The 21008-nt window shown below is 48.3% G+C and carries 17 protein-coding genes; all 17 read right to left on the bottom strand.

Going from position 1 to position 21008, the window contains the following annotated elements:
* The 17 genes from ABSH60_RS22070 to ABSH60_RS22150 all read right to left on the bottom strand — a co-directional run bounded on the left by ABSH60_RS22070 (position 1) and on the right by ABSH60_RS22150 (position 20839).
* Positions 1–1425, bottom strand: coding sequence for a cytochrome ubiquinol oxidase subunit I (locus ABSH60_RS22070; RefSeq protein WP_056780090.1), 1425 nt, complete (start codon positions 1423–1425; stop codon positions 1–3).
* A gap of 548 nt (positions 1426–1973) precedes the next feature.
* Entirely contained in the window at positions 1974–2444 is a 471-nt protein-coding gene (locus tag ABSH60_RS22075) for a hypothetical protein (protein ID WP_390976184.1), read from the bottom strand.
* Between the two features lie 67 nt (positions 2445–2511).
* The gene (locus tag ABSH60_RS22080) at positions 2512–3894 is read right to left on the bottom strand and encodes a VasL domain-containing protein (protein ID WP_390976186.1); all 1383 of its coding nucleotides are present in this window, start codon (positions 3892–3894) and stop codon (positions 2512–2514) included.
* Between the two features lie 11 nt (positions 3895–3905).
* Positions 3906–4343, bottom strand: coding sequence for a type VI secretion system baseplate subunit TssE (gene tssE, locus ABSH60_RS22085; protein ID WP_217203067.1), 438 nt, complete (start codon positions 4341–4343; stop codon positions 3906–3908).
* Positions 4343–4921: a type VI secretion system lipoprotein TssJ gene (tssJ, locus tag ABSH60_RS22090; protein WP_217203066.1), complete on the bottom strand. Its 579-nt coding sequence runs from the start codon at positions 4919–4921 to the stop codon at positions 4343–4345. Before tssJ ends, tssE begins: the two co-directional genes overlap by 1 nt.
* Positions 4854–5939, bottom strand: a complete 1086-nt coding sequence (gene tssG, locus ABSH60_RS22095) for a type VI secretion system baseplate subunit TssG (protein ID WP_390976188.1) — start codon at positions 5937–5939, stop codon at positions 4854–4856. The genes tssJ and tssG overlap by 68 nt, the downstream gene beginning before the upstream one ends.
* Positions 5903–7666, bottom strand: coding sequence for a type VI secretion system baseplate subunit TssF (gene tssF, locus ABSH60_RS22100; RefSeq protein ID WP_390976189.1), 1764 nt, complete (start codon positions 7664–7666; stop codon positions 5903–5905). Before tssF ends, tssG begins: the two co-directional genes overlap by 37 nt.
* Before the next feature lie 912 nt (positions 7667–8578).
* The gene (locus ABSH60_RS22105; RefSeq protein ID WP_390976191.1) at positions 8579–8755 is read right to left on the bottom strand and encodes a hypothetical protein; all 177 of its coding nucleotides are present in this window, start codon (positions 8753–8755) and stop codon (positions 8579–8581) included.
* Positions 8756–8813: 58 nt separating this feature from the next.
* Positions 8814–9248: a DUF1240 domain-containing protein gene (locus ABSH60_RS22110; RefSeq protein WP_217203061.1), complete on the bottom strand. Its 435-nt coding sequence runs from the start codon at positions 9246–9248 to the stop codon at positions 8814–8816.
* A gap of 121 nt (positions 9249–9369) precedes the next feature.
* Positions 9370–9786 (bottom strand): hypothetical protein, encoded by a 417-nt coding sequence (locus tag ABSH60_RS22115; RefSeq protein ID WP_390976192.1) that lies wholly within the window; start codon positions 9784–9786, stop codon positions 9370–9372.
* Positions 9787–9800: 14 nt separating this feature from the next.
* Entirely contained in the window at positions 9801–11063 is a 1263-nt protein-coding gene (locus tag ABSH60_RS22120) for a PAAR domain-containing protein (protein WP_390976194.1), read from the bottom strand.
* Between the two features lie 352 nt (positions 11064–11415).
* Positions 11416–11691, bottom strand: coding sequence for a hypothetical protein (locus tag ABSH60_RS22125; protein WP_390976196.1), 276 nt, complete (start codon positions 11689–11691; stop codon positions 11416–11418).
* A 369-nt stretch (positions 11692–12060) separates the two neighbouring features.
* Positions 12061–12351: a DUF1240 domain-containing protein gene (locus tag ABSH60_RS22130; RefSeq protein ID WP_183849610.1), complete on the bottom strand. Its 291-nt coding sequence runs from the start codon at positions 12349–12351 to the stop codon at positions 12061–12063.
* Between the two features lie 959 nt (positions 12352–13310).
* Positions 13311–14570, bottom strand: coding sequence for a PAAR domain-containing protein (locus ABSH60_RS22135; RefSeq protein WP_390976197.1), 1260 nt, complete (start codon positions 14568–14570; stop codon positions 13311–13313).
* Positions 14571–14592: 22 nt separating this feature from the next.
* Positions 14593–16185 (bottom strand): type VI secretion system protein TssA, encoded by a 1593-nt coding sequence (gene tssA / locus ABSH60_RS22140; RefSeq protein ID WP_390976199.1) that lies wholly within the window; start codon positions 16183–16185, stop codon positions 14593–14595.
* Positions 16185–19610: an ImcF-related family protein gene (locus ABSH60_RS22145; protein ID WP_217203055.1), complete on the bottom strand. Its 3426-nt coding sequence runs from the start codon at positions 19608–19610 to the stop codon at positions 16185–16187. Before ABSH60_RS22145 ends, tssA begins: the two co-directional genes overlap by 1 nt.
* Positions 19607–20839 (bottom strand): hypothetical protein, encoded by a 1233-nt coding sequence (locus ABSH60_RS22150; protein ID WP_217203054.1) that lies wholly within the window; start codon positions 20837–20839, stop codon positions 19607–19609. The genes ABSH60_RS22145 and ABSH60_RS22150 overlap by 4 nt, the downstream gene beginning before the upstream one ends.
* Positions 20840–21008 lie beyond the last annotated feature (169 nt).

A 21008-nucleotide genomic window follows, 5' to 3' on the forward strand; every position in this document is an offset into this window, starting at 1 on the left:
TCAAGCTCCCTTCGTGTCGTCGGTCAGTGATTCTTTGATGGCAGACAGCGGACGCGCAGGCGTGCGGTGCTGGCCCGGACCGCCGTGGTCAACGCTTTCGCCTTCATGCGCCTGTGGCCCTTTGCGGATCAGACGCATCATGTAGCCGTAACCGACACCAAACACCGAGCAGTAAATAACGATGAACAGGATCAGGCTGACGCTCATTTGCAGCACGTTATGGTTGGATACCGCGTCTTTGGTGCGCAGCAGGCCATACACCACCCACGGCTGACGCCCCATTTCCGTGGTAATCCACCCCGCCAGTAACGCCAGCAGACCGGAAGGCCCCATCAGAAAAGCAAAGCGCAGGAAGGCTTTAGAGGTATACATTTTGCCGCCGCGACGCAGGATAAGGCTCAGCACACCCAGCAAAATCATCAGCATGCCGAGGCCAGCCATGATGCGGAAGGTGTAGAAGATGACGGACGAGTTCGGGCGGTCTTCTTTCGGGAAAGATTTCAGCGCCGGGATCTGATGCGTCAGGCTGTGCGTCAGGATCAGGCTGCCCAGATACGGGATTTCAACCGCGTAGCGGGTTTCTTCACGGTTCATGTCCGGATAACCAATCAGCACCAGCGGCGTCGGTTTGTTGTCTTTATTTTCCCAGTGGCCTTCAATGGCGGCGATTTTAGCCGGCTGATATTTCAGCGTATTCAGGCCATGCGCGTCGCCCAAAAATGCCTGAATGGGCGAGACGATCAGCGCCATCCACATCGCCATCGACAGCATGGTGCGGATTGCCGGGGTATCGCGACCGCGCAGTAAATGCCAGGCCGCCGCAGAACCGACGAAGAAGGCGGAAGCGAGGAACGCCGCCGTGGTCATGTGCATTAAGCGGAACGGGAACGACGGGTTGAAGATGATCTTCATCCAGCTGACCGGAACGACCAGATTGTTAACAATCTCATAGCCCTGCGGGGTCTGCATCCAGCTGTTGGAGGCGAGGATCCAGAACGTCGACATCAGCGTGCCGAGCGCCACCATGCAGGTAGAGAAGAAGTGCAGGCCGGGGCCGACGCGGTTCCAGCCGAACAGCATCACGCCGAGAAAACCCGCTTCCAGGAAGAACGCGGTTAACACTTCGTAGGTCAGCAGCGGGCCGGTAATGCTGCCGGCAAACGAGGAGAACATGCTCCAGTTGGTACCAAACTGGTAGGCCATCACCAGGCCGGACACCACGCCCATACCGAAGTTAACGGCAAAAATCTTTGACCAGAAATGGTACAGATCGCGATAAGCCTCTTTTTTGGTTTTTAGCCACATCCCTTCGAGAACCGCCAAAAAACTGGCCAGCCCGATGGTGATTGCGGGAAAAATGATGTGAAAAGAGACGGTGAAGGCAAACTGGATCCGGGCCAGTTCAAGCGCATCAAGACCAAACATAACAACCTCTTTTTGTGCGTCAGGTATTCCTTTCAAACACAGGCACCGGCACGGGAACCGGCGATGTCTGACATTCGCAGGTGAAGTCTTGAATGAAAGGAAAGTACAACGGGGTTTTGCGAGAGGGCGATTTAACCACAATGAACAAAGGCATTAACAGGGACGGTTTCGCAGGGAAAGTAGTCGCTGAAACACTTTAGCGGCGGTTCAAACGCCGGGGCAGAAAAACTAAATGAGAGGGAAACGGGCAGCAGGGGAATTATCCACAAAAAGGAAGAGGTCATGTTGTTGCATTGATCTGGATCAAAAAGTTTTGATGTTTTTCAAATGTAATTTCCCTGCATCCCGTAATGGCTTGTTGTGTGCAAAATTGGTAACAAGAAAGTTAAATCGGCAGGGGCCTCAGCGCATTCTGATTTTAATGCAATGTAAATTTATGTCATCGGTTTTGATGATATTGGCATCAAAAGGGGTAACGGTTGTAGCATCTTTTTACATTTGCGTGGCTGATTCAGTGAGTGCTGCAAAAAAAATGACGCCCGAAGGCGTCATGGTAGTGAACCCGCAATCATTTCGAAAAAAGCATCTTCATCGAATGTACCACCCGGCCCGGTGGGGGCGTTTGCCGGGCGCCAGGTCCAGTGACTGACTTCGCCCGCCCGCATAAACAACCGGCATAAGACACTGATGTGGCCCTGATCGCTGAGGCTGGCTTCCACACAGCCTGTCACGCCATGCCCGTACAAAAAGACAGGCGTGAATTTCACCAGTTTATCTTCGTATTGCAGCCGGATCCCCGGAACGCTGAAGGTTTTGCCTCCCATCAGAAGTTCAACCAGCGAGACATCGGTGCGTTCAACGCGGATGCCGGTGCCCGTCAGCCACTCTTCCATGTTTTCCTGAAGCAGGTTCATCCGTTCCCGGAACTCGGCAATATCTGCCTGACCTTTATTGGCAAATGAGCCGCTGCGCGGCTGACTGTCTTGCAACTTCTTTAAAAACCGCTCTTTTGCTGACATACATCCTCTGTAATTCAAAATGGCTCATCGTGATCACATGTTTTGATACTGCAACAGCGCCCGTGCTTCAGTGAGCCTCGTTACCCTTTTTATCGGCTGCTGGCGGGGTTTGCGTCAGCAACGCATAGCGGTTCAGCAACTGCGTGAACTGGTTATCCAGCTGCATGACCAGCTGCGCAGACGCATCCTTGTTTTGCTGTTTTGCCTCGGCAAGTTTGCGCAGCGATTCTTCGACCGGCGGTGAGCTGTTCAGCGCCTGCTGGATAGCAAACACGGAGGATTTAAGCTGTGAGACGGTCATGTATTTGCCGCGTTGTTCATCGAGGCCGTTGAGTTTGTCTGCCAGTTGCTGCAACTGGGTGTTGGCCGAGTTCCAGCCTGTCAGGTTTTCCAGCGGGAAGGCACGGGCGTTAAGGTTATCCGTCCATTCCTGCGCCAGGCGTTTTGCCGCCGGATTGTCCGGCAACAGCACCTGTGTCTGATGTACCAGCTGCGCACCGGTATCCTGCGCCCAGACCGGCGACAGGGATGCCAGTTGGCGGGTTTGCTGCTGCGTTGCGGCAATAATCTGCGGGGCTTCGCGGCGCAGCATCTCAGCCTCGCGGTGTTTAAGCGCATTGAGTGACGGCGCGTTCAACGGTTTCGGCATCCCCTTTAAGGTCGCCATCAGTTGCTCGCTGGTGGAAGGCGAATAAAAGGCGTTGATGCCCGCCTTCACGCCGCTGCCCGCCAGCACGGTGATCACCACGCCGGCGATAAATCCTTTCCATTGGATTGGGCGCTGAGGTGCCGGTGGCGGGGAGATCACCACCTGCGGCGTGACGGGTTCAGCCTGCGCGACATACACCCAGGGCTCGGATGCCTTGTGGGACCGGTCATCAGGTGTCAGGCTCGCCGTTGCCGGAAGGACCACCGGTGCATCGGTAGTGGCATGCATGTTCTCCAGCCGCACCGCCGCGCCGTGCATAATCGTAATCAGCGAAGCAAGCTGGCTGGCATGTTTCAGTTCAAGGCGTTGCAGGGCATCACATAATGAAGTGATCAGTTTTTCTGCCTGATAGATCGGCGGCAGATCGCCATATTCCAGCGTCATGCTGCGCAAAATCTGCTGCAGGCGCTGGCTCAGACCCGTGAGGATTTCCATACGCGCGTGAACCGGCTGCGGCCAGAGTCCGGGCCACTGACGGGAGATCAGTGCCTCGAGGATCGCCAGTCCTTCATTCAGCCCGGACAGCCCGACAAGCTGCGTTCTGGCCTGCGTATACCAGGATGCGGTTTGCAACTCGATACCGTTTTGCTGGAACAGGTTCAGACACAGCTGTTCGACTCTCTTCCAGTTCACATCAGGGCGCGCCGGATGGGTTAATTTGCTGAGCTCTTCGCGTAAAACGGCGTAATCAGGCAGCGCACGCGGGTCGCCCCCGGTGCGCAGCTGGCGTTCAATAGACATGGTTGTTTTCCTTAACTGACGTAATTCTGCTGTTTCATGTGGCGCATCAGCACCCGGCCTTCCGGCATAAATTCTGTGCCGAAACGCACTAAGCCGAGCTCTTTCAGCTCGGCGTCGATGGCGTATTCCAGATGTCCTGGTGTGGATTGCGGCAGTAAAATGACGTGCAGTTTTTTGATGCGTGGCTCGTACTTAAGCAGCGTCTCTGACAGGACGTTCAGCAATGAATGCGCCGTACCCGGCATCCCTTGCAGGATCTTACTCATGTCCGGCAGGCCGTAATCCGGCAGATGGCTGAGGGTGCCGGCGCGACAGTTAAGAATGCGCTGCATATTATCGAGTACCGACAGGATCACCTGATTCTCTTCGCTGACATTATGCAGGTCGAGGCCACCGGCAAAGTTGCCGAGCAGCATTTCGTAGAGTGAGGGAGAGCGGGAAAGTGGCATCAGTCCTTCACCGCCTGCAGCGTCAGGTGGTTTTCACCCAATTCAATGATGCGCGCTTTATCTGGATCTAAATCCTCACGGGCGAGAATCAAACGCCAGTGATTTTTTTCCATATCAGGGTGGCGGAACAGGGCGACGACGGCGACGAATTTAGCGTCTTTTTCCATCGGCATATCTAACGATGCAGCGGTGCCGGGTTTAACCACCACATTACGGCTGGCCAGCAGTTCATCTTTTAAGGCATCGTCACCGTCAACGGCCAGTTGCTGGTATACCGTTTTTTGGAAGTTTTTATCGTCGCGCAATTGATAAATCCGCACTAATACCGGCTCTGACGCTGAGTTTGCCTCCTGGGCGTCGGTATTCAGGGCTTCACGGGCAGTAAAATCCAGATGCAGAACTTTGATCTGTTTATAGAAGAGGGATTTCGTCGCAGATACCGTTCCGTCAGTCACAGTCTGCGTCAGCCCGCAGCCGCCCAGAACTAAGGCGAATGCTGGCAGGACAATTCTATTTTTCCACGCGGTATTTAATAACACGTTGCTTTCCTTCCTGATGCAAATAAGGAGCCATTCCATGGTAGTGGCCCAATTCAACGGTAAAATATTCGGGTATATCGTCCGACGGGGGCCCATCGCCGAGCCCAAGCACGCCGGTCAGACCCAGCCTGATTGGCGAATCACCTAAAATCGGTGCAGGCAGCAGATGAGAGGGAACTGTCAGTTGTATGCGTGCCTTGTAACGCCAGCCCAAATAGACGCGCAACAGCACCATAAAATCAGCCAGTATCATGCCATCCGGCAGCCATTCGGCGGCTTCAGTGGTGTCTGAGGTGTGCAGTGAAATCAGCAACTGGCTGTTGGCGTCTGTCCCTTCGTCTCCCATCACCGTGTCGCCTTCCATCCATTGCGCACCTTCATCTGCAAACGCCATTGGAGAAGCAATGCGTACCGTACGCAGGCAATGCGGCGTGACGTAAGCCCGGGTTTCAGGTGCCAGCAAGCGAACCAATGCCTGTACGCCTTCAGCCGTTCTCCCCGGCTGGCGCATGACACCCAGCAACGCCAGAAAGCGAGAGGTAGGTGTTGCAAAATGCTGCTGGGAACCGGGGATACCCATCCCGATCAACCCCAGCAAGCTTTGCGAGATATTGTCCTTGCCGCCTGCTTCAAACGTGGCCGGGTAGGAGTATTTGCGCCAGATGCGATAAAACTGCGTCATGATGCGATGGTTGAAAATATCGAGAAAACCTTCCAGCGCCTCATGTCCTTCGCGCTGCTGGGTGATGTCATCGATATAGGATGTCGGTAAAGGTGAATCGACGCCGTACAGCCCCATAAAAGTGGTGCGTACCGTCGGCGGTGCATCGACATGTGCTGCATCGGTTTCCAGCGACTTCAGTTCGCTGACCGGGAACCCCATCCCCGGATGGGGCCGAAAACGCACCCGGTCGTCCGCCGGATTCGCGGTGCCGCCGAGTGGAGATGTGCCGGATTTCTCGAGTAACTGGCAAAACCGAAAGAAGTTAATCTTTGCGATATCCCTTGCAAGCCGGGTATTCAACGAGGAATGCAGGGTTTGTGATTCTCTTCCCATTCCAGACGTTCTCCTGTGGGTTGCAGTATCAGTGTCAGGCGGTTAAACAGATGAATATCTGTGTAAAGCGCAAAAAATCGGCTGAGCATTTCACCAAAGAGGCAGATATCGCCGGTACCGGCAAAACCGTTGCTATCGAGGGTAATTTCTATATGTACGCCACGCAGCAGATACCCGCGTTCGAACCTCTCAATCTCGCTGTGTTTAACATCAGCAATGGCTTCCAGCCGACGGCGGTTCATTTCGCTTTCGGTCCAGTCGTACAGGGCAAGTGTTCCGCGCAGAACTTCCGCGCTGTCCATCATCCATAAGAAGCTGCTGCCAAGATGGCTGAGCACCCGCCAGTGAAAACGGTCACGGTTAGGCGGGTAGCACGGCATTGATGGCACGGACAAATTGCGCACCCGAACGTTGGCGCCGGTTGATTTCACGGCAGTGTCCAGCACGGTGCTTTGCAATGATTTGCGCGGCAACTGTCCGTTGGTTCCGGTCAGGCTCAGAGAGAGATTTTCGTTATCGGGCACCGTGTGGTTATCAAAGGCTTCGCCGCCGAGCACCAGCCAGGTATCGTGCAGGCCAGAAGGACCGCGCTTGACGCGGGTGTGGTAATAATATTCCGGCGCATCATGGCGCAGCATTCCCCCTTTATGACGAAAACTGGTGAAAGGTACGTATATCTGATGACCGGAATGTTTAGACGACACCACCGAATCCACTGAGTAGATTTCGGTATAACCGTCCTGAATGCGCATCGGACGCAGCAAATATTCGGTCTGCAGCGATGAGAGTGACAGGGGGTCGGACTCGAGCGGGAACAGATTGATAACCGGTACGCAGTGCAAGCGCAGGTGCTTTTCTGAGAATGAGAAATCGTGATCCCAGCGTTTTTCCAGCACCACATCAATGTCGAACCAGGCGAGTTCAGCAGGTAATTCAACGTTTTCCAGCCCCTTAAGAGCGACGAACATAAACTTTTCGCGGAAGGTGAAATATTCCAGCAGCAGCTGATAGCCGCTGAATGCACTGTCACCTTTGGGCCACAATTGATCCTGCTCACTGAACCCCTGCGGAGCAAAATAAGCGTCCAGCGGCTGCCGGTCGGTGTTACCCGGCAAGCGGATCCACAGTTTTGCAGTGTTGAGTGTCAGCGCTTCATGTAACGCGCAGGCCAGCGGCGCATCGGCATCAAAATAGAGCGGCAGATGGCTCAGGTTAATTTTGCTCCAGTCGGCCAGTTCACCACAGTTAAAGCGCAATCTCACCGCCGAGCGGCCATCCGGTTCTGTATCCAGCACGGCGCGACTGAGTGACAGCGGCAACAGTTCGATGTCCTGCGTCGTGGTGTAGCGGCAACGCGTAGCCCGCTCGCCGATAGGGCGGGAGAGCACCTCGAACCCTTTATTCACCGCCATACGCTCTTTCATTCCCCGCCATTCAGGGGTGAATTCAACAATAGAAAGGGAAGGGATCGTGCGCAGGTAATGTGGCCACAGCAGGCTGACTAAACCTTCGGTCAGTTCAGGCAGGTCGTCGTCGAGTTTTTCACGCAGGCGTCCCATCAGGAAGGCAAAACCTTCAAACAGGCGTTCTACATAAGGATCACGGGCACCGGCTTTGTCCAGATTCAATCCGGCAGCGCGGTCAGGATGCGCACGGGCAAATTCTTCGCCCGCTTCACGCAAATAACGCATTTCGGCGTCAAAATAACGCAGGGTTAAGTCTTCCATAAGATTCTCAGTAAATCTAATTATCCAAATATAGATGTTTATGTTTCATGTTTTTTCGTTATGCATTGCATTGTGAGAGTGTGAATTAGAATAAATAATATTAAATTGGTTTGATAATACCAATCAATAATTTAATTAACTTCATTGCAAAAACATTCACGCTTCATTTTCTATCGCAGAAAGATAGAATAAATTTCTCAAGGATTATACATTGTTAATGATTACGCCACATGTCTGTTATAAAAAAGACTTGTATTAATAAACTCATTGTTTCCGGAGTGTTTCTACGATGCTGTTTAACTGATTAATTTTTTAATTAACGAAAAGTATAACCTGATGGTAACAGTACTAAATGAGATATTTGACATCCTATGTTAAGTGTAAATCACGCAGGGCGTCCCGGAGATTAAGAATCTTTTACCCTCATAGAGGTGTTTATTGCATCTCGTCCATTAAGCCCTCAGTTAACCAAAACTAGTTCGATGTTAATTTAAGGAATTTAAAACAAAAATAACGGGGAGTATACTCTAGGGTATCTTCATGTTTGCCTACTAATATTTTTGCTGCGCAACTCCCTTCTGATTGGGTGAAATCGAAAATTTTGTAACCAACTCTTTTTGACGAATTAATCATCCCGTTGACTTTCCACCCCAGGTAGATCTGTTCATTATCTGTAAGTAAATCGGAAAGTGACAGGGGTATCTGAAGAGACTCGCCAGCGAGTAATTTTTGGGGTTGATTAGCTGATTTGGCCTCGCTTATATCAGGTTCAACCCCGAGCCTACCCATGCTGAAATAAACAGAAATTACCTTATCCGTATCGTTTCTTACAACAATATTGGGTTTCCCATACTGTATAATGGTGAAGATCGCCGCGACAGTAAATAACAAATATATTAATTTTTTAATTATCTAATCTCCCGGAACATGCACGATAATATTATAAATTCCGCGATTCTGACCGCAGGTCGCAGGTCGCAGGTCGCAGGCAACGTGTTTGCCCATGATGGTGTGAGTAAGTTCGTTACTAAGGATTTTCCCTTCGCAAATAGTTTTATCGCCAAAAACTAAGTAATAACCCTTTGCCATGTCAATATTCCTTTGCTGAAAATCAGTCGAGTAGCGTGATGAATCAAAGACTCAATAGTTAATCTATTTTTATACAATAATTTTTATTAATCGTATACTTGGTCGCCATACCTGGAGTCCATCCAGAAGGCGTTCCTTGACATTCAACATATCCTCTTTGTTTTAATGATTCCTTATAGTAAGCGGAGAATAAAACCATTGATATTGCGGTGAGTAACAAAAAGCAGAGAGATGTTTTTATTAGCTTTTTTGCTTTTTTTTCAGAAATGCTTTTACCGTTAATAAAAACAGGGGTTAACATAAGGGCGTAGGGCATAAAAAAAAGAGGAAAGAATACTGCAAAAACCCCCCATTCAGTAAAAATGATAGTTGGAGAATAATTATTATATTTTGAGATTAAATAAACTCCAGCATAAAAAACTGAAATAGAGATTATTACAAGAAACAAAAAACCACATAATGATAACACCCGCTGCTTTATGTTATATGTCATTAGTATACCTGTATTATACGAGTAAGAATGTCTGAGTTATTGAAAATGAAGAACATGCCTATTTCATTTAAATAACATGATTTTCATGCGTTTAAACTCATTGAGTTTTTTAATGTATTATCTATCGGAAGCAAAGTTTCTCATCAATTACAAATTTAATGGCAGTTCCTGCAGACCATCCAATAGGAGTGCTTTTGCATTTGTAATAGCCTTTGCTTTCAATGTGATGGGTGTACAGCATTGAAGCAATGATAGTTGATACAAAAATGAAAATAAATGCATAAATAACGAAGGTATTTATTTTTTTTTGTATTTTTTCAGGAGCCAGTTCTCCAGTGAAAATAATGTAAAATCCTAGAATAGAAAAAGGAATCGTGATAATTGGAGCAAGAATAACCACTATGCTAAATCTACTGTATATGATCTCTGTGTTATATGTAAAGTATTGGGCACATTCAATGAATTGATAATATGAAATTGTTGGTATAACAATCACAAAAATTAAAGTAACTAAAAGTGCAATCAATTTTTTTTTCATACAATTCCATTTTTTTAGTAAGTTTGGGGAGCTAATTCTTGAAGAGATGCTCGCAAGTACCTCATTATTTCTGATTTTATAACCACCACACCTTTTTCAAGCATTTGATCTACATACATCGCGCCGATGTCCCAGATGCCTTCTTCTAATTTCCTTGCCGTCAAAACGAATTCTTGTTGGGCTGATTCTATATATTTTACTAACTTATCAGTAATGCCGAATTTATTATCTAATTCATTCAAGACAACGACTGTAATAAAACCTACAACTACAGCAGCAATTAACGGCCCTGCCACAAAAGTTGTTAGGGAAGCAGCGGCTAATTGTGTTCCCCAGGTAATGGCTGAGACAATTCCAATTTTTGCGATATCTGTAGCCAGAGAGCCTATGAAAGTAGAAAGTGAAGTTTCATCGTTTAAAATGTAGTCAATAATCCTGTAAGCTGCAGCCACATAAAATGTAACTCTGGCTCCTTCTATAATTGATTTTGTAGCTCCAAATTTGCCGATTCCTAAATCTACAATTTTAGGATTTTTAGCAGCAAAAACAGGAGCGTTCAATATCTTCCTAACACCCGGATATCCACTTATTTTAATCAACGCAGTACCCTTAGCATTAGTAAAGTTTGTTGCTTTAATGCCAAAACTACCCAGTTGTGAAATAATCATAGAAGTAGTGACTACATCTTTCATATTTGTACCATAGTTGACTATAAATGCCCCCGGAGCTGACTGTGTTATCTGAAGCCATCCGCTCTTATATGTTCCCCATGAGCTTAGTACCTCGATACATTCTTCAGGGGTTAGCAGAGCTATGTCTTGATTGTTCGCTTGTAGCATTCCTCTAAGTTTCATGTCAGGCAATGTATGTGTATTAATCAAAGCAGTCGCAGGATAATCAGGCACATACCCAGAATTTGTGGTTTCTCCAGTGACATATGAAGACAGGGCCGGATTTTTCAACTGTGCTGAAGATTGCGTTGCTGAAGAGGGATTTTCTGAAAAGTCATACGCGTCATTTACCATTGACGGAACAAATTTTGCCTGGCAGGGGCAAGTACTTTTGCTGTGTAACGTACCAGCAAATTTTCGACCCAGTATTGAATCACCAGGTATATGCCCGACGATCTTATAAATTCCGGGATGTTGGCCACAAGTGACAGGGTCTTGTTCCCTTGCAACGGGGTTGCCCATGATCGTGTGAGTAGGTTCACCGCTAAGAATTTTTCCTCCGCAGGTGGTTTTATCGCCTAAAACTAAGTAATAACCTTTTGCCATAGTGATAGTCCTTTATTGAGTTCTAACCGCACAACACGGCGGCGCGGGCAGAGTCGATGGCTATTAATGCGTTAAGTAAGTTGTTCATTGGGATCAGCATCCGTCATCTTCCAGTAATTCCTACTTGTTGACGCACCGTTAGGTACAGATCTTTAGACCTTTATGGTCAACATTTTCCCATTCGGATAATGTTTTAAATTTCATCAGTCATCTTAATAACATTCTTTGACGATAGAGAACGGCTCTTTTGCGTTAACAAATTTTGGAGGGGAATTTAAATAGTAAAATATTATTTTCCGTTAATCGGTAATAGGCTCGGCATAAAAATGCCCCTAGTAAAAGTGCGTTTAAATCATCTAACTCTCTTAAAAATTAATAGGATCAAAGGCACGCATATAATAAATCCAATGGTGGCCACATAGAATATATTATCGGTGGCTTTTATTAAAGAATCTATTGTTTCTGAGTATTCACCTACGCTAACAGGACCAGAAATCTGCATGCTTTGATTTTCTATGAAAGCTGATAATGAAAATGAAGCTCCTATTAGACCAAAAAAATAGCATATAACAACAAGGCTAATAAACCCCCAACGAATAATGTATTTATTATTTTTATTAAAGCTCATACCCCCCCCAAGATACTCATCTACTGTTCCACCAGATTAAGGTGATAAAGGCTCACCAAGTGCCCAAACTTCATAATCTCAATTTTGAAGTTTGTACCTTAAGACTCTTCAAGAAGTTTAAACCCATCAATGAAGATTGTAAATAAATCACAGTGTAAAAATAGAGGCAAACAATCCTGAGGAAAGTATAAATCTCAAAAAAGGAAAGTTTTTATTATTGCATACAATAAATAAACCCCCGGTGTTATATCGTATTTTTATTATTCAATCCTTTCCTTTAATATCCTTGTTTGTTTGCTTTTCTTGTGTTTTCTTTCCGCTTCTCCTTCGCAATACATTGAAAAAATAATCTAACGCTCTCTTACTAGTTCACTTTCCACACAATTCCTTATTAATAGCATATTTTTCAGCAGTTCCAGGCATCCAGCCTGAGTGGATTTGTTGACAAGAAGCATACCCTTTGTTTTTTAAGATAGTGATGTACCCCAATGAAATGAGTATGACTAAAATGAAAGAGAACATGCATAACTGTTTAAAATAGGGCATTATCCTTTCCATCTTCTCAATTGTTACTTTTCGTTCATAGATACAGTCTAAAAAAACCAATAAATGGGAAAAGAGAAAATAATAGGGATGCATACTAAACCAATAGACATCCATGAAAAAATGATTACATGCCTAAACTCTAGATAATCGATTATTTCATGAACCCATAAATACAGAGATAATAAAGATGTGCTTAATATTATAAACAATGATGCGGCCGATCTTGTTTTTATTTCAATATTTTCTAAGGTTTATTCCACTAAGAGCATCTCTTAGGTAATTTCTAACTTCTTATTCAATGACTTTTGTACCTTTTATAAGTATTTCATCGGCAAACATGGCTCCCAAGTCCCAAAATCCATTTTCCATTTCTCGCGCTTTTCAACAAACCATAAATGAAATGGTAGGTGCTATTGCGATTTTAATACATCAGCTATAAGAGAATAAATGTATGTTGAAAGTGTATTTTAATTATTTAAATACAATCAAGAATTTTGTATGCTGCCACAATATACAATGTAATTTTAAGGGAATGAGTTAAATAAATCCGGAAGAGATAGCAATGAAAATAATCGATCAGTTTCTAGTGTAAAAGAACATTATAAAAATAATCTCAACTGTTACCATGGTTATCCCGTCCGTAGGTTACTTTACACAATAACTTTTTTTGATAGAGTATTTAGTTGCCATTCCTGGTGTCCAGCCCATTGGAGTCTCAATGCATTCTACATAACCTTTGTTATTTAAAAAAGTTTTATAGATAAATGAAAAGGCAAACATTATAATTATAATTAGAACTAATGATGTTAGTGAGAAAATCAATAGCCTTTTACCTGCCTTAATTTCAATCTGCTTTCCTCTTATAATTACTGGTATTATCATGAGTAGAAATGGAATTATGACGAGAGGTGATAGCGCTGCGAAAACACTCCATGAGGAAAAAGTGAAAGTCGGCAAATTATCAAAATATCCCAGGAGCGATTCAAATCCAAAAAAAGAGATCGTTGAGGTAAGCAATAAGAAAAAAAGCAATCCCAAAAAAGCGAAAAATCTGTGTTTAGCATCATACATGATCAATACACCTGAGGATTTACATTGTGAATGGTTGAGCGCAAATATTTTATTACTTGTTCTTCGATGACTTCCACTCCGACTTCAAGCATTTCTTCGGCATACTTTGTTCCTAAATCCCAAATGCCTTTTTCTATTTGCCTTGCTTTCCAAACGAACTCTTGCTGAGCTGATTCGATATATTTAACTACTTTATCAGTTATACCGAACTTCTCATCCATAAAGTTGAGTAACCAAGCAGTCCCAAAGCCGATAACAACTACAACAACTAAGGGTCCAACAACGAAAGGTGTCATTGAAATAAGGGCCCCTACCCCCCATACAGTCGCAGAAACAATACCAACCTTTACAACATCGGTAGCAAGACTACCAATAAACATCGCTAAAGTCGTTTGATCATTTAAAATAAAATCAACCGTTCTGTATGCAGTAGCAACATATATAGTTAGCCTTGCACCTTCGATTACTGATTTTGCCAGCCCATACTTTCCGATGCCAATGTCTACAACCTTTGGGTTTTTTAGCGAAAACACGGGAGCATTCAATATTTTTCGAATGCCAGCGTAGCCTGAAATTTTTATTAGCTCTGTTCCTTTTTCATTGACAAAAGTCGTAGCACGCAGGCCAAAACTACCTAATTTTGATATTACTAAAGAGGTATTTATTGCATCTCTTCCATTTAGTCCATAGTTGACTAAAATTTGCCCTGGTCCTGATTGAGTGATATCTACCCATCCTTCTTTAAACTCATTCCAATATACTAAAATTTCATAACCTTCTGTTGCGGTAAGTAACATCACGTCCTGATTTCTTGCTTCAAGCATGGCTCGGACACGATCATTAGGCAACGTATGCGTATTTATCAATGAGGTAGCAGGGTAATCAGGAACAAATCCCGACTTAGTGGTTTCGCCAGTGACGTAAGAGGACTGCACTGATTTTTTCGTGTCGGAAGGATTTTTAGTTTCTGCCGATGAACTACCTGAGAAGTCATACGCATCATTCACCATCGACGGAACAAATCTAGCCTGACAGGGGCAACTGCTTTTGCTGTGTAACGTACCAGCAAATTTTCGACCCAGTATTGAATCACCAGGTATATGCCCGACGATCTTATAAATTCCAGGATGATTGCCGCAAGTGACAGGGTCTTGTTCCCGGGCAACGGGGTTGCCCATGATGGTGTGAGTAGGTTCACCGCTAAGGATTTTTCCTCCGCAGGTGGTTTTATCCCCCAAAACTAAGTAATAACCTTTTGCCATAGTGAAAGTCCTTTATTGAGTTCTAACCGCACAACACGGCGGCGCGGGCAGGGTCGATGGCGATCAGTGCGCTGAGCAGGGTGTCCATGTCATTCAGCATGCGGTTTTTATCTCCGTCGCCTCGTTGCGATTTCATACGCAGTAATTTCAGCCGGCGCGCTTTGACTTCAAATACCAGCCCCGGCTCCCACTGCGGCAACGTGAGTGAGAGGCTGTCACTGTCTAGGGTGCTGAGCAGATGCAGCGCCATATCATTTTTACCGTACTGCTCCGACACACGCGCCATCACTAAGCGCAACAGCCATTGGTGGCGGTCAGTGTGGATGCCTGGTCTGGTCTGAAGCCAGGTCAGAGCCGACTCCACCCCGTCGCTGTCTGCCTGTGCCAGGGCTTCGGGTTCCAGCAGCAGGATGTCATCCTCACCGGACGCGACGGATGCCGCGGGTTCATTTCCCCAGCCAGAGACGGATCCCAGCACCTGCTGGTTAATCCAGCCCTGCGTCACTTCATCGGCAAACGGCGTGCCGTCGCTCCATGACAAACTTTCCAGACCCGGCAAACGGGTGAGGAACAGCGCCAGATCTTGCGTGATGCAGGTAGCCCAGCCTTCATAAGGTGCGCCGGCTTTGCTGAGTGCCTGGTGCAAATACCACTGCACGTCGAGCCAGAAATGGTTAACGCCTTCAGCAAACATCGATTCAGCCTGCTCCAGCAACTCCACCCAACTTTGTTGCAGATACAAACGCTTAAGCTGTGCACGATATTCAGGGCGGGGCGGCAACAGACGGGTGCGGCCACTGGCATCCAGCGGCGGCAGTTCGTGCACAGTGTCCCAGCGAACGCTCTTAATAAGATGGTGCCCTGAGAGCCAGCCTTGCGGTTGATCCCGCAGGTATTTTGCCAGCATTTTTGCCTGATCAAGCAGGTCCCGTCCTGACTGTACAGCACGCAGGGAAGGGGATAATCCCGCACTTTCTGACTGTGATGACGAGGCGCTGGTTTGCGGGACGACGGCGTTCATCCCGCCCGACTGAGCGAGGCGGTTTTCCAGTGCGGCATAGAGCGCACCCAGTTCTGGCCGTGAAGAGTCATTCCAGGTGCTAACACCCTGTTCAATTAACGCCAGTGCGCCAACGATGCGGGCAAAATCCGTTTTATCGACTTCAGGATAGAGCGACAGGCTGTCCAGCACGCGGGATCCTGCGATCCATTCCAGTGATGTCTTGCGGCTGTTTGCGCGAAGCGGATGCAGCGTTTCCCCGAAGCGGGCGATCAGCCCGGCCAGCAGGGAAAGTCCGTCAGCCAGACCGGCTTCGCCATCACGATGAAGGCGCGCCCAGATGTAGTACGTGGCAACGCGGACGTCTTTACACTGACTGGCGAGCAGTTTTTCTGCCAGTTCGCAGGTCAGGGTCGTATCCGCCCCGGAGAGTTTATTGACCTCTTCGCGCATCTGCTGGAAGTCGTCGTCGTAACCCGGATCTTCGCCTGCGGGTTGATCCGGCGTAACAGGCTGCAACCATTTATCCCAAAGGGCAGCCTGTTTTTCTGCCTGAGGTAAAAGCGATTCAGGCTTTGCCGCGCAGGCGGCAAGCAATGTAGTTAATGTGGCCATTACGGCTCCTCGGCGATTGCATCGGGATCAAAAGGTTGTTCAGAAACGGAGGGATTGTCCTGAATCAGGAAAATCTGCGCCGGTAACGTGAAGTTACGCAGTTGCAGCAGACCCAGCGGGCCTTTACCCAGTTCGGTACGCAGTATCCACTGCAGTTGCTGTTTGTCTGAGGTGTTGAACGTCAGCTGATATCGGCCTTCATCCAGCTTTTGTTGTTTAGCCTGCTCAAGCCAGCGGATAAGGCCCCAGGTTCCCTGATAATCCCCGTACAAGCGGGCACCGGCGGAGGTTGAAGTCCAGGTCAGCATGGTGCCCGGTTTATAGGTATCCCCCGGCCACCGAAAGCTTTGCCAGCTTTCCATCTGGTTGAAGTAATGAAGCTTTTGTCCATCGATCATGAGGTTGGTTTCCACCACGTTGGGTACCGGGCGGGCCAGCAATTCAAAGCGCATTCCCTGGCTGCCGTCCGTGAACAAAATGTCGGAGATCTGGCTCAGCTGGTTGATGGCGTTAAGAAATTCAGGGTTGAAGGTCAGCCCCTGACTGTTGACTTTATCCGGCACCCAGCGCGTCCCCTCCTTGTGCAGAACCCCGCTGAGTTCACGGGTCAGGAAGCTGTCGATGCGGCCACTGTCCTTGCGGATAAATTCGGCCAGCATCGGCAAGGAAGCATCGCTTTTACTGGCTGCAAACGGGTAGCGTCCATCAAACGCCGATTTCCAGTTGGCGACAATGGCGTTTTTCCACTGTTCATTCAGACTGGCAGAGGAGGGCTGAAGCACCGTTTCCCAGGCTTGAGTCAGTGGCTGAACAAACAGGGTATGGCCGAATCCGCTCCATTCTTCACCCAGACTGGCGGCAATAAGACTGCCGTATTCCTGTGTATCAGTCAGGTCTACGCTTTTGCCCTGGAATACGGTTTGTGCCAGCACCTGCGTCATTTCCTGTGGATCTGAAGCGTTAGCGATCTGCTGGAGTTTCAGACGTACTCGGGTGACACGGGTCAGCAGGGTTTGAAGGCTAAGCGACATGTCTGATGACATCATATTTTGCACGTTGCCTTTGCCCATCATGGCGAGCAGGGGACCAAATGTTTCATCAAGGGGGCCGACTGGACCGCTTGCGTGCTGATCGATAGCGGGTTGAGCTTCTTTGTTCATCAACGCCTTAGCAGATTTCACCAGCGAGTCTGAGAGCGCTTCATTTTTCTGCCCCGTCTGACCTTGCCATGCCAGTGTATTCATCAGGGCAATGAGCGGTGACTGGCGTACGTCACTCATCAGGGTAAGCTGGTCAATCACATCAGACAGATTTTTCGCTTCGTTCCATTGCAGGCCATTGAGGAAGTTGAGCCAGCTGCTGGCAAAGTCAGTGAAATACCGCTCGGTAAGACGTTTTTTTAGCGCTTCAGGAGAAATGTCTTCAGACGTTGCCCGTCGGTTGTCGCTTAATACCCAGTCGATTTCCTCGCGACGTGCGGTGACGGCTTTATCGATCGCCTGCTGGATTTGTTCATCCCATGCTTTGCGGGTAAACATCCCGGGTACCACGTCATCACTTTGGAACAGGCGCTGTGCGTCAGTGTCGCCCGTCATATCGACGAGCGTCATGTCCGCATAGTTACGGCGCACCGATAGCAGCATGTTTTCATATAACGTGCTTTCCGCATTACGCTGACCGATCTCCCCGAGCAGAACCTGCCGTGACTGGGAAACCAGTGAGCTATCCGGCTGAATCTTCCAGCCCGGCTGAGCGGGCAGGTTAATGGCATAAAATTGCCATAAGTCGGGTGCAAGACTTTGCCATAACCCAGGGGATACCCCTGTTCGCAGAGGCTCGGCGGTTTTCATGACTTGGGCGTAAAACGCGGCCTCGGACTTCTCCGGGCGAGCCATCATCAGATAGGCCTTTAACTGGTCATAACCTGATTTAGCCAGCGCAGCCCGTTTCGGGCTGTTAGCCGGGAGGCTGGCCAGTTCGTTGAGCTTACGCTGCAAACTTTCAGCCGCGGCATCGCGAATCAGACGGTTATTCGCGTTGCCATACGATGGCAGCAGAGCGGTGAGCAGTTGCGCGTTGTGGTCCAGACCAAAACGCTGATACCACGGTGCGCCCTGAGTCACGCGAGTCTGAAGACGACCGATATCATTGCGCAGAGCCTGCAAGGCAATCAGCTGCTCATCGGACACAGGGTGAGGTGTGGCGAGGTATTGCGCCTGTTCCGCTGCACTGACCATCTGATGACGGTTCACAGAAAACGACACCACGCTGCCAATACCCCACAGGACGATCAGCGCGAGCACACCGTAGCAGAGCGTTTGCTCCCACGGCAGACCGACGCGGCGACCGCGAGCGGAGCGACAGTCATCCATCACGCTCTGCCAGCTGGCAGACGGTGTCCAGGTTTTCTCGTGTACGACTGCCGGAACGTTTAAAGCCTGTGGCAGACTGAACATCAGGCCGCGCAGGGGAATGCGTGCGGCATAGTCGGCAAACCACGGTGTCAGGGACTGACGCCAGCGGGCAGCAGCGGTTTCGCCGAGCGACTGCGCCAGACGCAGCAGAAAATCGTGTGACTGTCGGGTGAATATCTGCTGCATCCCCTGCTGGCGAAGAAGGGGGATCAGCGATTTCAGCTGGCTTTCTACCGCCTGCGAAGTGGCATTGGCGGGGAAAATAACCCCGACCGGCTGCTCAATACGTTCGTCCTGCGGCCAGTCGCTTTCACAAACCTGCCACAGATACACTGCCGGCTGATAACGTAAAGCTTCGCCAGTTTTCTCAAGCGAACGCAGTCCGTCATCCATCCACTGAGGCGTTTTGCTTTGCGATCCGGTGACGGCCCAGACAATGCCATCCAGCGGACGGTTGTGACGCAGTTTCCGCCATTCATACAGACGAGAGTCATCACCGGCTTCATGCAGACTGCCACCGTGAATAAGTACGGTGCGCTGACCTTCCAGCCAGCCCTGAAGTGCCAGAGTAGGTGCCAGTGCTGTAATGTGCTCCGGTTCACCGACGACCATCAGCAGGCGGACTTTGTAACGCCAGAACAGGCCATAACGGCGGCGCAGGCGGGTTTTGAGTTGAGTTAGCGCAGTGACAGATTTCTCTTCCGGTGTAATCGTTTTTTCAGGCGAAGGATTATCATCTCCCTGGGCTTGTTTGAGAATTTCATCAAAATGCTTTTTTCCTGCGAGTCTTGTGCCAAAAAACGACAGCAGCGCACAACATGCAAGGATGGAGGTTCCGACTATCAGACCGGTCAGCCAAAGATCGCGCTCAGGCGTTCCCTGTACTAAACCTATATGTTCCGGGTGCTGCCAGGCCAGCCAGCAGAGAACCATGCCAGCGACTAAGAACAACAGAATGACAGTCCAGAACCCAATTTCTGGTTTTTTAACAGGCAGGGCAATACGCTTCACGCTTTATTCTCCTTGTGAGAAGCGACAGGGGATACGACGGTACTCCAGACAGTGTCACTGCCATGTTCGCCACTGAGGATCATATGTGGAGCGGAATGACTCCTCATGGCCAGAGCGGCAGCGGCGATAGCCAGCCAGGGGCCAGCGATACCGGGATCACCCAGAAATGAATTAAAATCATGTACTGATGAAGCTTGAGTAATATTGAGCAACGGCGGCTTTCCCTGAGCGGCAGTTGCACTAAGATATGCATCAGTTTCTGGATATATTTCAGCCATCCAGAGGTGCTGTATTTCATCAGGAACTAAGGGAACCCAGTCGGCGGATTGCAAAAGTCCCGCCTGTAACGGTGTTTGCTGTGGTGCAGAGCCCTCCGGACGGTGTAACAGCGCGAGCGGGCACACCGTTTTCTGGGTGAGGCGATTTCCCAGCAAAAGACTCACGACAGATTCTGCACTCATTGCCGATGTCTTTGGCGCAATCTGCACGGCAATAATCAGCAGCAGTTCATAACTTTTAATGCGATGATCTAACCAGTGATCGATGACACTCAGGCCGTGGCCTGACATGAAGCTGACAGGCTGGCAGATCTCACTGGCCTGCCAAGCTTGCATCCAAATTTCCTGCACATGCTCTTTAGGCAATGAGCAGGAAGTTTCAAATAAAATGACCACAGGGTTTTCAGGCGGCAGGGAAGAAAACTGCTCAGCCAGATTAATGAGGAGACGATCAAAAGAGTTCGAGATCAGCGCTTCTTGTGACATTTCCTCAGAAACAGGAAGGCGGCTATGGCGGATGCTGGTTTCTTCCTCCCACGACGTCTGAGGAAAGAGTTTGTTTTCATTATTGAGTAACGCATCCGCCACTGTGACAAATTGCTCATCATTACTATGCGCGGTAATACAATCAGCGGCCAAAATCTGCAACGCCCGACGCCCACGGCGAACTCCGTGCAAAATGACTTGCTCACGCCTCTTATCCCAGGCATTAGCCTGAATTTGTTGCATAAGATAAATAGCCAGACGAAAAATCATCAGCGTAAACCAGAAAACCGCAGGAATGCCTAAGGCAAACCACCAGAAAGACGTTTTTCCCACCAGATTTCCAAAAAAGCGCATCAGTAATACTCCTGCTCCAATCAGACAAACCAATGCACTTAACCAGCGTAAAGGTTTTGGTGGAGCAGGACGCACAGACGCGGCAGGGACGGTATTGAGTTTAACGGGCATGAGTGACTCGGATTAAAATGGAAACAAATTATGGGGTTTGTCTGAATACACGTACATATTAACTAGCAATTTTAAATCATTTACAAATGCAGCAAGTATTAGTTTTTTAATAAAATTGATCTATAAAACTTTTAGTTTAGAAAGTGGAAAAGTAGACTAAGGTCATTGG

The organism is Rahnella sp. R3(2024), assembly GCF_042920125.1.
Classification (GTDB): domain Bacteria; phylum Pseudomonadota; class Gammaproteobacteria; order Enterobacterales; family Enterobacteriaceae; genus Rahnella; species Rahnella rivi.